The 13,864-nt window shown below is 44.4% G+C and carries 14 protein-coding genes, 1 tRNA gene and 1 other annotated feature; all 15 genes read left to right on the forward strand.

What is annotated here, in order from left to right; genetic code table 11:
• Positions 1–23: 23 nt before the first annotated feature.
• The 15 genes from sdhA to K1I44_RS06385 all read left to right on the forward strand — a co-directional run bounded on the left by sdhA (position 24) and on the right by K1I44_RS06385 (position 13,856).
• Complete coding sequence (gene sdhA, locus K1I44_RS06315) at positions 24–1,784, forward strand: succinate dehydrogenase flavoprotein subunit (RefSeq protein WP_003396478.1); 1,761 nt, start codon at positions 24–26, stop codon at positions 1,782–1,784.
• On the forward strand, positions 1,781–2,542 hold the full coding sequence (gene sdhB / locus K1I44_RS06320; protein ID WP_003396476.1) for a succinate dehydrogenase iron-sulfur subunit: 762 nt from the start codon (positions 1,781–1,783) through the stop codon (positions 2,540–2,542). The genes sdhA and sdhB overlap by 4 nt, the downstream gene beginning before the upstream one ends.
• Positions 2,543–2,599: 57 nt before the next feature.
• A complete protein-coding gene (locus tag K1I44_RS06325) occupies positions 2,600–3,049 on the forward strand; it encodes an acyl-CoA thioesterase (protein ID WP_003396472.1) in 450 nt (149 codons plus the stop codon).
• Between the two features lie 80 nt (positions 3,050–3,129).
• Positions 3,130–3,345, forward strand: a complete 216-nt coding sequence (locus K1I44_RS06330) for a helix-turn-helix domain-containing protein (RefSeq protein WP_035044920.1) — start codon at positions 3,130–3,132, stop codon at positions 3,343–3,345.
• A gap of 109 nt (positions 3,346–3,454) precedes the next feature.
• Positions 3,455–4,252, forward strand: coding sequence for a glutamate racemase (gene racE, locus K1I44_RS06335; RefSeq protein ID WP_003396452.1), 798 nt, complete (start codon positions 3,455–3,457; stop codon positions 4,250–4,252).
• 91 nt (positions 4,253–4,343) lie between these two features.
• Complete coding sequence (locus tag K1I44_RS06340) at positions 4,344–5,390, forward strand: GerMN domain-containing protein (protein WP_003396450.1); 1,047 nt, start codon at positions 4,344–4,346, stop codon at positions 5,388–5,390.
• Positions 5,391–5,483: 93 nt separating this feature from the next.
• Positions 5,484–6,251, forward strand: a complete 768-nt coding sequence (gene rph, locus K1I44_RS06345; RefSeq protein WP_219985645.1) for a ribonuclease PH — start codon at positions 5,484–5,486, stop codon at positions 6,249–6,251.
• Positions 6,248–6,853, forward strand: a complete 606-nt coding sequence (locus K1I44_RS06350; protein WP_003396444.1) for an XTP/dITP diphosphatase — start codon at positions 6,248–6,250, stop codon at positions 6,851–6,853. The genes rph and K1I44_RS06350 overlap by 4 nt, the downstream gene beginning before the upstream one ends.
• 3 nt (positions 6,854–6,856) lie before the next feature.
• Positions 6,857–7,369 carry a metallophosphoesterase family protein gene (locus K1I44_RS06355; protein ID WP_003396442.1) on the forward strand — a complete coding sequence of 171 codons (513 nt, stop codon included), beginning with the start codon at positions 6,857–6,859 and terminating at the stop codon, positions 7,367–7,369.
• A 102-nt stretch (positions 7,370–7,471) separates the two neighbouring features.
• A tRNA-Arg gene (locus tag K1I44_RS06360) sits at positions 7,472–7,545 on the forward strand.
• A gap of 264 nt (positions 7,546–7,809) precedes the next feature.
• On the forward strand, positions 7,810–8,712 hold the full coding sequence (gene ilvE / locus K1I44_RS06365; protein WP_003396440.1) for a branched-chain-amino-acid transaminase: 903 nt from the start codon (positions 7,810–7,812) through the stop codon (positions 8,710–8,712).
• Between the two features lie 12 nt (positions 8,713–8,724).
• Positions 8,725–8,983, forward strand: a binding site (T-box leader).
• Positions 8,984–9,049: 66 nt separating this feature from the next.
• Positions 9,050–10,768, forward strand: coding sequence for an acetolactate synthase large subunit (gene ilvB, locus K1I44_RS06370; RefSeq protein WP_003396438.1), 1,719 nt, complete (start codon positions 9,050–9,052; stop codon positions 10,766–10,768).
• Positions 10,765–11,283: an acetolactate synthase small subunit gene (gene ilvN / locus K1I44_RS06375; protein WP_297987531.1), complete on the forward strand. Its 519-nt coding sequence runs from the start codon at positions 10,765–10,767 to the stop codon at positions 11,281–11,283. Before ilvB ends, ilvN begins: the two co-directional genes overlap by 4 nt.
• Positions 11,284–11,299: 16 nt before the next feature.
• Positions 11,300–12,325, forward strand: a complete 1,026-nt coding sequence (ilvC, locus tag K1I44_RS06380) for a ketol-acid reductoisomerase (RefSeq protein WP_219985647.1) — start codon at positions 11,300–11,302, stop codon at positions 12,323–12,325.
• Positions 12,312–13,856, forward strand: a complete 1,545-nt coding sequence (locus K1I44_RS06385; RefSeq protein ID WP_219985688.1) for a 2-isopropylmalate synthase — start codon at positions 12,312–12,314, stop codon at positions 13,854–13,856. The genes ilvC and K1I44_RS06385 overlap by 14 nt, the downstream gene beginning before the upstream one ends.
• Positions 13,857–13,864 lie beyond the last annotated feature (8 nt).

The following is a 13,864-nucleotide window of genomic DNA, read 5'->3' on the forward strand; positions in this document are numbered from 1 at the left end:
CAACATTGGAGGAGTGAGGAGACATGAGTAAAGGAAAAATTATTGTTGTTGGTGGAGGTCTTGCCGGCTTAATGGCAACGATTAAAATTGCCGAAGCTGGCGTGAAAGTAGATTTGTTTTCATTAGTTCCCGTTAAACGATCTCACTCTGTTTGTGCGCAAGGTGGCATTAACGGTGCGGTCAACACAAAAGGGGAAGGCGATTCGCCGTGGGAACATTTTGACGATACGGTGTATGGGGGAGACTTTTTAGCTGATCAGCCTCCGGTGAAAGCGATGTGTGAAGCTGCACCGGGCATTATCCATTTGCTTGATCGCATGGGTGTTATGTTCAACCGCACGCCAGAAGGATTGCTTGATTTCCGTCGCTTCGGCGGAACGCAACATCACCGAACGGCGTATGCAGGGGCGACGACAGGACAGCAGCTTCTTTATGCGCTCGATGAGCAAGTGCGTCGTCACGAAGTCGCTGGGCTTGTGACAAAATATGAGGGTTGGGAGTTTTTAGGCGCAGTTTTAGATGATGAACAAGTTTGTCGCGGTATCGTCGCACAAAACTTGACGACGATGGAGATTAAAGCGTTCCCTGCCGATGCAGTCATTATGGCAACAGGTGGTCCGGGGATCATTTTTGGAAAGTCGACAAACTCGATCATTAATACAGGATCAGCCGCTTCTATCGTTTATCAACAAGGTGCGTATTATGCAAACGGGGAATTTATTCAAATTCACCCGACAGCGATTCCGGGCGATGATAAGCTCCGCTTAATGAGTGAATCGGCACGTGGAGAAGGCGGACGAGTTTGGACGTATAAAGACGGAAAACCTTGGTATTTCTTAGAAGAAAAATATCCGGCCTACGGAAATCTCGTACCGCGCGATATTGCAACGCGTGAAATTTTCCATGTGTGCGTCGACTTAAAGCTCGGTATTAATGGCGAAAACATGGTTTATTTAGACTTGTCGCACAAAGATCCGAAAGAACTCGATATTAAGTTAGGCGGCATTATTGAAATTTATGAAAAGTTTATGGGTGAAGATCCAAGAAAAGTTCCAATGAAAATTTTCCCTGCCGTCCACTATTCGATGGGTGGATTATGGGTTGACTATGATCAAATGACGAATATTAAAGGACTATTTGCCGCGGGTGAATGCGACTTCTCCATGCACGGAGCAAACCGTCTAGGTGCCAACTCGTTGCTCTCCGCTATTTATGGCGGTATGGTCGCAGGGCCAAAAGCGGTTGAATATATGAAGGGGCTTGAAAAGTCAGCGGATGCGATGCCTTCTTCTTTATACGATCGCTACTTAAAACAAGAAGAAGAAAAATGGGCTCAAATTATGGCGATGGATGGAACAGAAAACGCCTACGTCTTGCATAAAGAACTTGGCGAATGGATGACAGATAACGTAACGGTCGTTCGTTACAACGACAAGCTATTAAAAACAGATGAGAAAATTCAAGAGCTGCTTGAGCGGTATAAAAACATTAACATTAACGACACAGCCAAATGGAGCAACCAAGGGGCGTCATTTACGCGCCAGCTTTATAACATGTTGCAGCTAGCTCGCGTCATTACGCTTGGAGCGTACAACCGCAACGAAAGCCGCGGGGCGCACTATAAGCCGGAGTTTCCTGAGCGAAATGACGAAGAATGGTTAAAAACAACGATGGCAAGTTTCACGCCGGATGGTCCATCGTTCCATTATCGCGATGTGGATACGTCACTCATTAAACCACGCAAGCGCGATTATACGAAAAAGAAAGGGGAAGTGAAATCATGAGCGAAAATAAAACGATTCGGATCATTGTTACAAGACAAGACCGTCCGGATACCGCCCCTTATGAAGAAGAATTTGTTATTCCGTATCGTCCGAATATGAACATCATTTCGGCGCTCATGGAAATTCGCCGTAATCCGGTCAATGCAAAAGGTGAAAAAACGACACCTGTTGCTTGGGAAATGAACTGTTTAGAAGAGGTTTGCGGTGCGTGTTCGATGGTTATTAACGGGAAGCCGCGACAGTCGTGTACAGCGCTTATTGATCAGCTTGAGCAGCCGATTCGCTTAGAACCGATGCGCACGTTCCCAGTCATTCGCGACTTGCAAGTGGATCGCAGCCGCATGTTTGATTCGTTGAAAAAAGTGAAAGCGTGGATTCCGATTGACGGAACGTACGATTTAGGCCCAGGGCCGCGCATGCCAGAGCGTAAACGCCAGTGGGCATACGAATTGTCCAAATGTATGACGTGCGGAGTATGTTTAGAAGCTTGTCCAAACGTCAACAGCAAATCAAACTTTATCGGTCCAGCACCGCTTTCGCAAGTGCGCTTATTTAACGCACATCCGACAGGAGCGATGCATAAAGCGGAGCGTCTTGAAGCCATTATGGGAGATGGTGGATTAGCGAACTGCGGAAATTCACAAAACTGTGTGCAATCTTGTCCGAAAGGTATTCCGCTTACAACATCTATTGCGGCATTAAACCGAGCGGCAACGATTCAAATGTTCCGCAATTTCTTCGGCAGCGATGAAGTGTAAATACAAGGTCGGCTCTTACAGAGTCGGCCTTACGTTTCATATATAGGGGGGAGAAATTTGAAAATATCTTATATTGATGACGTGAAAGAATGGGAGCAGCGCTTTTCCTTTTTTCATCCGGTGCGCGTCCGCTTTTCTGAAACGGATATGTTTGGACATTTAAACAATACAGTGCCTTTCGTATATTTTGAAGAAGCGCGCATCGCGTTTTTTGAGCATCTCGGTTTTATGGGTGACTGGGTTGGAAAAGAACAAGATGCCATTCCAGTCGTCGCCAACTTACAATGTGATTTTTTACAACAAGTATACTTTGGTGAGCAGCTAAAAATCGGGGTGAAGGTTGCTCATATTGGGAATTCTTCTGTTGATTTACATTATGTTGGAAAAAAACAAAATGGAGCAATCGCATTTACAGGTCGTGGGACGATGGTTCAAATGTCGAAAACGACAGGTAAAGGGGTGCCTTGGGACGAAAGCGCCCGTGCGCGATTAATAGAAAACATGTAACCGTTCAACCCTTTCTTGCATACGATATGTTGACTAAATATATACCCATCCGTTTAGGTCTGGTAAAAGCAAGGAGGGTTATCCAATTGAATCAGAAGCCGCTGCTCACAAAAAGGGAACGGGAAGTATTTGAACTGTTGCTGCAAGACAAAACAACGAAAGAAATTGCTAGTGAACTATTCATTAGCGAAAAAACAGTTCGCAACCACATTTCGAATGCGATGCAAAAGCTTGGGGTAAAGGGGCGCTCGCAAGCTGTTGTCGAATTGCTTCGAATGGGGGAGCTTGAACTATAACGAGAACCGGCTTGCCTTGTCGTCTTAGGCAGCCGGTTTTCTATTGCTTGGATGTGTGCTATAATGAAAAATGTTTTGTCATACATCAACAAAGAATGAGGCGAATACATTGGAAAGACCAATTGGAGTGATTGATTCGGGTGTTGGTGGATTAACGGTTGCGCGTGAAATCATGCGCCAGCTACCAAAAGAACAAATTGTATATTTAGGAGATACGGCACGTTGTCCGTACGGTCCGAGACCACGAGAAGAAATTCGACAGTTTACGTGGGAAATGACCGATTATTTGCTCCGCTACGACATCAAAATGCTTGTGATCGCCTGTAATACAGCAACGGCGGTTGTGCTTGAGGAAATTCGGGATGCGCTTCATATTCCTGTCATTGGCGTCGTCCATCCCGGCGCTCGCACCGCGTTAAAAATGACGAAAAATTATCATATCGGCGTCATTGGTACGATCGGGACAGTACAGAGCGGAGCATACGAACAGGCATTAAAGTCAATTAATAGCGATGTAAACGTGGAGAGTTTAGCGTGCCCGAAATTCGTCCCCTTAGTTGAAAGTGGACAGTTTGAAGGGGAGGAAGCGAAGCAAATTGTTGCTCAATCGCTTGAGCCATTAAAAAATCGACCAATTGATACACTCATTTTAGGGTGCACACATTATCCTTTACTCAGCCCACTTATTCAACAATATATGGGGGATGACGTGAAGCTCATTTGTTCTGGCGATGAAACGGCGCGGGAAGTGAGCACGATTTTGCATCATAGCGGTTTGTTGTACACTGGAAATAAACGTCGAAAGCATATATTTTTAACAACCGGACCAAAAGAAACGTTTCAACACATTGCATCGAAATGGTTTGGTCATCCGATTGAACATGTCGAAACGATCCAATTATCGTAAAATCCTTCGCATATAGCGAAGGGTTTTTTTGTTCTATTTTTTTGGACGGCTCGTATACATAGTAGTACAAACCGTGTGAGGAGGGGAGTCCATGCGCCGTGCGTGGGTCATTGTAACAATGTTTATCTTTATGTTATCAGGATGTGGGCTATTTGGAGGTGAAAAAGCAACAAAGGAAATTGATCCGCCAAAAGATGTAACATACGTAGAAGATGAGAAGGCGCTGCAAGAGCAAGAAACGGCAGAAAAAGAAAAAGCGACAGAGACGGTACAACGCGAATTATATTTGATTGATAAAAACGGTTTTGTCGTTCCGCAAACATTTGCGTTGCCAAAAACGAATGCGGCAGCTAAACAAGTGCTCGAATATTTAGTAGAAAACGGTCCGATTTCACAGTTGCTTCCGAACGGATTTCGCGCAGTGCTACCGGCTGACACGCAAGTGTTAAGCGTCAATTTGAAACAAGATGGTACGCTCGTCGTTGATTTTTCAAAAGAATTTGCGAATTATCGCCCTGAAGATGAAAAGCGCATTTTACAAGCTATTACGTGGACAGTAACACAATTTGATAATGTAAAACGTGTAAAAATTCGCATGAACGGCCATGATCAAAATGTTATGCCGGTCAACGGAACACCAATTAGCGACGAACTGAGCAGAGACGATGGAATTAACATTGAAACGAACGGTGTTGTTGATATTACAAATACGCATCCGGTCATCGTCTACTTTTTAGCGCAAGACGGCAAACAGACGTATTATGTGCCAGTTACACGTCGCGTACCAAATAGCGAGCAAGATGAGTTAGCGGCTGTTGTGAATGAGTTGATTAAAGGGCCAAGCTACGGCTCAGGGCTGTTAAGTGATTTGCAAGCAGATGCGAAGTTGTTAGAAGCACCGAAATACGAAAATGGGAAAGTGACGTTAAACTTTAACGAAGCGATTTACGGTAGCGTGGAGAAAAATGTTGTGTCGACTCATGTGCTCAATTGTTTAGTATTATCATTAACTGAACAACCAGGGGTAGAAAGTGTAGCGATTACAGTAAACGGAAAAGCAGAATTAGTTGATGAAAGTGGAAAACCGTTATCAGAACCGGTAACAAGACCGCAAAATGTGAACACAGGTAGTTTTTGAAACCAATTTTTTGCTATACTATATAAAGATTCATCGTCGAGAGGCAGTGTTCCTGCCTCTTATTTCGTGATCATATATTGAGGAGGATTTTGTGTGAGAGTAGATGGCAGAACAAATGACGAACTTCGTCCCGTACATATTGAACCGAACTATTTAAAACATCCGGAAGGGTCTGTGCTTATTTCGATTGGTGATACGAAAGTCATTTGTACAGCAAGTATTGAAGATAAAGTTCCGCCGTTTATGCGCGGAGGCGGGAAAGGGTGGATTACTGCGGAGTATGCGATGATTCCACGTGCGACAGAACAGCGAAACATTCGCGAAGCAAGTAAAGGAAAGCTATCTGGGAGAACGATGGAAATTCAACGATTAATTGGTCGCGTGCTTCGCTCGGTTGTCGATTTGCAAAAATTAGGTGAAAAAACGATTTGGATTGATTGTGATGTCATTCAAGCGGATGGTGGAACGCGTACCGCTTCAATAACCGGTGCATTCGTTGCAATGGCGTTAGCGCTCGGAAAAATGGTCGAAGACAAAAAGTTGCCGATGCTCCCTATTACAGACTTTTTAGCTGCCACATCTGTTGGCATTGATGAAGAACATGGCATTATTTTAGATTTAAACTACACGGAAGATTCGAAAGCGCATGTCGATATGAATATTGTCATGACTGGATCGGGTCGCTTTGTTGAAATTCAAGGAACAGGGGAAGAAGCAACATTTTCATATGAACAATTGCTCGATTTACTAACTGTTGCTGAAAAGGGCATTTATGAACTTATCGCCTTGCAAAAAGAAGCGCTCGGCTCGCTCGCTGAACAAATTGTGCAAAACCATTCGGAAGGAGAAGAAACGAAGTGAAACGAATGATTATCGCCACAAAAAACAAAGGGAAAATCGCTGAGTTTCAGCAACTGTTTGCCAAAAAGGGAGTCGAAATTCGTTCGCTTCTTGACTACGATGACGTGCCAGATGTTGAGGAAACAGGAAAGACGTTTGCAGAAAACGCTATATTGAAAGCGACGACAATAGCGAACATGTTTCATGAAACGGTCATTGCAGACGATTCTGGGTTAATCGTTGATGCGTTGCATGGCGAGCCGGGTGTATACTCGGCACGCTATGCTGGCGCCGAAAAAAATGACGAGGCAAACATGGAAAAAGTGCTGACAAAGTTACAAGGTGTGCCTTTTGAACAACGAACAGCGCGCTTTCATTGCACGTTAGCAGTCGCAAAACCGAATGGGGAAACAACAACGGTCGATGGCGTATGTGAAGGATATATTACAGAAGAACCGATCGGTAAAAACGGCTTCGGATACGATCCTATTTTTTTCGTTCCTGAAAAACAACGTACAATGGCCCAATTGACAAAAGAAGAAAAAAACGAAATAAGCCACCGAGCCAAAGCGTTACGACATCTTTTAAACGTTTGGGACAAGCTGTTTACAGAGGGGGAATGAGCCGTGAACGTATTGGTCATAAGCGACAGTCACGGATTAACGCACGAGTTACAAACGATTGTTTCGCGACATAAACAACATGTCGATGCTGTTATTCACTGCGGTGATTCCGAGTTACCAAGCGACCATGAGGCGTTGCAAGGCATGCTTGTTGTGCGAGGAAACTGCGATTACGAACGCCGTTTCCCAACCGATCTCGTGGAAGAACGAAACGGTGTTCGTTTTTTCATTACACATGGGCACTTGTATAACGTTAAAATGACGATGATGAATGCGTATTATAAAGCGAAAGAAGTCGGGGCGCACATCGTTTGCTTCGGCCATTCCCATATTGCAGGGTGCGAACAAATCGATGACGTTCTTTTCATTAATCCAGGAAGCATTTTCTTACCGCGCATGCGTCGCGAAAAAACATACGCCATGCTTCATATCAACGACAACACGACAACTGTATATTTTTACAATATAGACGGACAACTGCTAGATGACTTAACAACCACATATAAAATACAATAGGGGCAAGAAAATTCCACCGCCCCTATTGACATTTTTCATAAACATCATTACAATAACAATTGTCCAAACCACGATATGAAAGCGACATGCTGTTATCATTGTGTCCCAGTAGCTCAGCTGGATAGAGCAACGGCCTTCTAAGCCGTCGGTCGGGAGTTCGAATCTCTCCTGGGACGTTAACGATCCTCTTGCATAGGCAAGGGGATTTTTTTAGTTAGTCAAAAAATGTTCAAATTTTTTATTTTCACTCTTTTCCTTGATATATCAATTATGTAAGCGGATACAAAACATTTTAACTAATCGAAATAATCAAAAAATTCGATGAAATGGTATTGACTGTTTCAGTAAATGAGCGTATGATAATTTTCAAATAAATCTAACAAAAGTCGTAACAAACATAAGAAGCAAGAGACGGCGAACAGGGGAAGAGGGGAAAAACATTGAGTGAACAGTGGATTTTTCTAAACGATGAATTTGTAACGAAAGAAAATGCGAAAATCTCTGTATACGATCACGGCTTTCTTTATGGGGATGGGGTGTTTGAAGGCATTCGTGTGTATAGCGGCAACGTGTTTCGAATGAAAGAACATATTGACCGTTTATACAATTCAGCAAAATCCATTTTATTAAACATTCCGTACACAAAAGAAGAATTAACAAATATTATCGTCCAGACGGTGCAAAAAAACGGATTTGAAGATGCTTATATTCGTGTTGTTGTGTCACGCGGCGTCGGCGACCTTGGCCTTGATCCATATAAATGCAAAAAACCGCAAGTTGTTGTCATCGTCGAGCCGTTAGCAATCTTCCCAAAACATTTATATGAAACGGGCATCGAAGTCGTTACGGTAGCGACGAGACGAAATCGTCCAGATGTATTAAGCCCGAAAGTCAAATCATTAAATTATTTAAATAACGTATTAGTGCGAATTGAAGCGCATTTAGCAAACGTGAGCGAAGCGCTTATGCTCAACGATCAAGGATACGTGGCAGAAGGCTCAGCCGACAACGTGTTTATCGTCAAAAACGGCGTGCTATATACGCCGCCAGGATATGTCGGGGCGCTTGAAGGCATTACGCGCGATGCGATTATCGACATCGCTAAAGACCTCGGCTATGTTGTAAAAGAGGAGCCGTTTACGCGCCATGACGTATATACGGCAGATGAAGTGTTTTTAACAGGAACAGCTGCGGAAGTCATTGCGGTGGTGAAAGTCGATGGCCGCGTGATTGGCGAAGGTGTACCAGGGGAACATACGAAGCGATTGTTGGAAGAGTTTCGTAAACGAGTAGTTGCTGAAGGGGTAAAAGTATATGCTCCCCAAAATGTAAACGCAGGATGATAACTAAATAAAGAAAAAGCGTTGAAGAGGATAAGTAGCAAACGGGTTCGGCATCTACAGAGAGCCGGGGAAGCTGAAAACCGGTGGTGTCTCCGTTTGTGAACTCCCCTCGGAGCGCCGTCCTGAACAATTCATTTCAGTAGGGGCGGACGGGTGCATGTCACTCGTTATTAAAACGAGCGCTGCGATGTTAGTCGCGTGCTCCTGAGGTGGCTTTTGCCACGAAGAAGGGTGGTACCGCGGAAAGGATGCAAGCCTTTTCGCCCCTTTGGTCTACATGGACCGATGGAGGGGCGAGAAGGCTTTTCTTATTTCACATTTTTTTAGGGGTGAAAAAATGGCAGCGAATATGAAAGTGAAAGAAAGAGTAGCAAAAAAGCAAACGTTATGTGGGGCGCTCATGTTAATTGAAGCGCTCAAAGCAGAAAACGTGAAAGTCATTTTCGGGTATCCAGGAGGTGCTGTATTACCGATTTATGACAAGTTGTACGAATCGGGAGTATTTCACGTATTGACACGTCACGAACAAGGGGCTATCCATGCGGCAGAAGGATACGCTCGCATTTCAGGAAAGCCTGGCGTCGTCATCGCTACATCGGGACCGGGTGCGACGAATATTGTAACAGGTTTAACGGATGCGATGATGGACTCTATCCCTCTCGTCGTTTTTACAGGGCAAGTAGCTTCTAGCGTCATTGGATCTGATGCCTTTCAAGAAGCAGATGTATTAGGTATTACAATGCCAATTACAAAACATAGTTACCAAGTACGCGACGTACAAGAGCTGCCAAAAATTATTAAAGAAGCGTTTCATATTGCAACGACTGGGCGACCAGGTCCTGTGTTAATTGATATTCCGAAAGATATGTCTGTCGCAGAAGCGGAGTTTGATTACGAACAAGATGTACAGCTGCCAGGGTATCAGCCGACAACAAAGCCAAATCATTTACAAATTCGCAAGCTCGTTGAGGCGGTAAGCCAAGCGAAGCGGCCAGTTATTTTGGCTGGTGCTGGTGTTCTTCACGCGAATGCTCATGAGCAGCTAAAACAATATGCCGAACAACAAAACATTCCGGTTATCCATACACTTTTAGGACTTGGTGGTTTTCCGGCCGACCACCCGCTATTTCTTGGGATGGCAGGTATGCATGGAACGTACACAGCGAACATGGCGTTGTATGAATGCGACCTTCTCATCAATATAGGTGCACGATTTGATGACCGGGTGACCGGAAACTTGGCGCACTTTGCACCGAAAGCGACAGTTGCTCATATCGATATCGACCCAGCGGAAATCGGAAAAAATGTACCAACAAAAATACCGATTGTCGGTGATGCAAAAGAAGCGCTCATGCAACTAATTGAGCAAAACGGAAAGCGCCCAGACGTATCCGAATGGCTCAAACAGTTGAATGAATGGAAACGAGAATATCCGCTTATGTACAAACATGAACCAGGTGTATTAAAACCGCAACGGCTTATTGAACTCATTCATGAATATACAAATGGCGAAGCGGTTGTAACGACAGATGTAGGCCAACATCAAATGTGGGTTGCTCAATATTATAAATTCAAACGACCGCACCGTTGGGTTACATCAGGCGGGCTAGGTACGATGGGATTCGGCTTGCCGGCGGCAATCGGCGCTCAACTAGCGCAACCGGAAGCAACGGTTGTAGCGATCGTTGGAGACGGCGGATTTCAAATGACATTACAAGAGTTGTCAGTCATTCAAGAGTTGAATTTGCCGATTAAAATTGTCATCGTCAACAATCAAGCGCTCGGCATGGTGCGCCAATGGCAAGAAATTTTTTACGAGAAACGATACTCTCATTCGCTTATTCCAAATCAGCCTGATTTCGTGCGTTTAGCCGAGGCATACGGCATGAAAGCGATGCGTGCGACAACGGAGGAAGAGGCGGAATACGTATTGAAAGAAGCATTTGCGACGAATGCACCAGTTTTGCTTGATTTTCATGTGCATCCAGGTGAAAACGTATATCCGATGGTTGCCCCGGGAAAAGGATTACATGAAATGGTGGGGGTGAAATGGTGAAACGAATTATTACAATGACGGTGAACAATCGTCCAGGCGTATTAAACCGTATTACAGGTTTGTTTACGAAGCGGCATTACAACATTGAAAGCATTACAGTTGGTCATACCGAATCAGAAGGTGTTTCACGCATGACGTTCGTCGTCAATGTAGAAGATGAACGCATTGCCGAACAAATTACGAAACAGTTAAACAAGCAAATTGATGTATTAAAAGTTGTAGACATTACAGATCAAGCAATTATCGTTCGAGAGTTAGCATTAATTAAGGTAGCGGTCACACCAGCGACACGTGGTGAAATTTATACGCTCATCGAACCGTTTCGGGCGTCCATCGTCGATGTAGCACGCGACAGTCTCGTCGTCCAAGTAACGGGCGAGCCAGAAAAAATTGACGCGCTTATCGACTTATTAAAGCCGTATGGACTAAAAGAAGTTGCAAGAACAGGAACAACAGCGTTTCCGCGCGGATCACAACGCGCATCATCAACAAATAAATCACTATTTATTATTTAAAGGAGAGGATTTTATTATGGTAAAAGTATATTACAATGGCGATGCAAACGAAGCTTATATTCAAGGGAAAAAAGTAGCAATTATCGGATACGGTTCTCAAGGTCATGCCCATGCACAAAACCTTCGCGATAGCGGCGTCGATGTAACGATCGGACTGCGTCCGGGGAAGTCGTGGGAAAAAGCAGAGCAAGATGGCTTTGTCGTCTTGCCAGTAGGGGAAGCAACAAAACAGGCTGACATCGTGATGGTTTTACTTCCAGACGAACGTCAACCGAAAGTGTATAAGGAAGAAATTGCGCCAAACTTGCAGCCGGGTAACGCGCTCGTGTTTGCGCACGGATTTAACATTCACTTCAATCAAATTGTTCCACCGAGCGATGTGGATGTATTTTTAGTCGCACCGAAAGGGCCTGGTCATTTAGTACGTCGCACATATACGGAAGGGGCAGGTGTACCTGCATTGATCGCTGTATATCAAGATGTGAGCGGTGAAGCGAAAGAAACGGCGCTCGCTTATGCGAAAGCGATCGGTTCAGCTCGAGCGGGCGTGATTGAAACGACGTTTAAAGAAGAAACAGAGACAGATTTATTCGGTGAACAGGCCGTTCTTTGCGGGGGATTAACAGCGCTTGTCAAAGCTGGATTTGAGACGCTTGTGGAAGCTGGATACCAGCCGGAAATTGCATACTTTGAATGTTTACATGAATTAAAGCTTATCGTTGATTTAATGTACGAAGGCGGTTTAGCAGGTATGCGCTATTCCATTTCTGACACAGCGCAATGGGGGGACTTTGTGACAGGGCCACGCATCATTAATGATGCAGTGAAAGCCGAAATGAAAAAAGTGCTTGAAGACATTCAAACGGGTAAGTTTGCGAAAGGGTGGATTTTAGAAAACGAAGCGAATCGCCCAGAGTTTAACGCGATCAATCGCCGTGAAAATGAGCATTTAATTGAAGTAGTTGGTCGTGAGTTACGTAAAATGATGCCGTTTGTCAACGCTAAACAGAAAGATGTGGTGACGGTTGGTGCGAAAAATTAACATTTTTGATACGACGTTGCGTGATGGCGAGCAGTCTGCAGGCGTCAACTTAAACTTGCATGAAAAGCTCGAAATTGCTCGACAGTTAGAACGCCTCGGTGTAGATATCATCGAGGCGGGCTTTCCTGCCGCATCGAAAGGTGATTTCCAAGCCGTTCAAGCGATCGCCCAAACCGTTCGCAACTGTTCAGTGACAGGTCTTTCTCGTTCTGTTCAATCGGACATTGACGCGGCATGGGAGGCGTTAAAAGACGGGGCAGAACCGCGATTACACGTATTTATCGCAACGTCGCCCATTCATATGCAATATAAATTGCGAATGACACCAGAACAAGTCATCGAAACAGCTGTGGAATCTGTTCGTTACGCGAAAAAATATTTTCCGATTGTACAATGGTCAGCAGAAGATGCATGTCGAAGCGATCTTCCGTTCCTTGCGACGATTGTTGAACGCGTCATTGAAGCGGGAGCGAACGTCATTAACATTCCAGATACAGTCGGTTATATTACCCCGAAACAATATGGCGACATATTCTCTTTTTTAAAAGAAAATGTTCGGAATATTGAAAAAATTATTTTATCTGCGCATTGTCACGATGATTTAGGAATGGCTGTTGCTAACTCGCTCGCAGCCATTGAGGCAGGGGCGACGCAAATTGAAGGGACGGTGAACGGGATCGGTGAGCGTGCCGGAAACGCTGCGATTGAAGAAGTTGCGGTGGCGCTTTATATTCGTAAAGATTACTATCAAGCAGAGACGCGCTTGAACTTACAAGAAATTAAACGTACGAGCAACTTAGTAAGCAAGTTGACAGGAATGATTGTCCCACCAAATAAAGCGATCGTCGGTAAAAACGCTTTTGCTCATGAGTCAGGCATTCATCAAGATGGTGTGTTAAAAGAAAAAACGACGTACGAAATTATATCTCCGCAACTTGTTGGAGTGCAATCGAATGCGATGGTACTTGGGAAGCATTCGGGGCGCCATGCGTTTCGAACACGCATTCAAGAGCTTGGGTATTCATTAACAGATGAAGAGGTCAATCGTTTGTTTGGCCGTTTTAAAGATTTAGCAGATAAAAAGAAAGATATTACGGATGATGATTTAATTGCACTCATTTTAGATGAAAAGTTAGATACGTATAAAAACTTTTATCAATTATGTTCCATTCAAGTACAATACGGAACCAATCAAATTCCGACAGCAGTGGTCGTATTAAAAGATGGGGAAGGAAACGACATTCAAGAAGCGGCGACAGGAGCTGGCAGCGTCGAGGCGTTATATAACGCATTAGAAAAAGCGCTGCAATTACCTGTTACGTTGCTTGATTATCGCATTGAATCTGTAGGAAGCGGAAGGGATGCTTTAGCACAAGTGTATGTGAAAGTGTCGCTCGATGGGAAAGAAGCAAGCGGACGTGGAACGGCACAAGATGTGCTAGAAGCATCTGCAAAAGCATATATTCATGCGGTAAACCGCATGTTCGTCATCGAAAAAATGCGAGAAGAACAAGCGCTTGCGGCGCAATAACAAAGGGG

Source organism: Anoxybacillus sp. ST4 (genome assembly GCF_019448545.1).
Lineage (GTDB): Bacteria > Bacillota > Bacilli > Bacillales > Anoxybacillaceae > Anoxybacillus > Anoxybacillus pushchinoensis.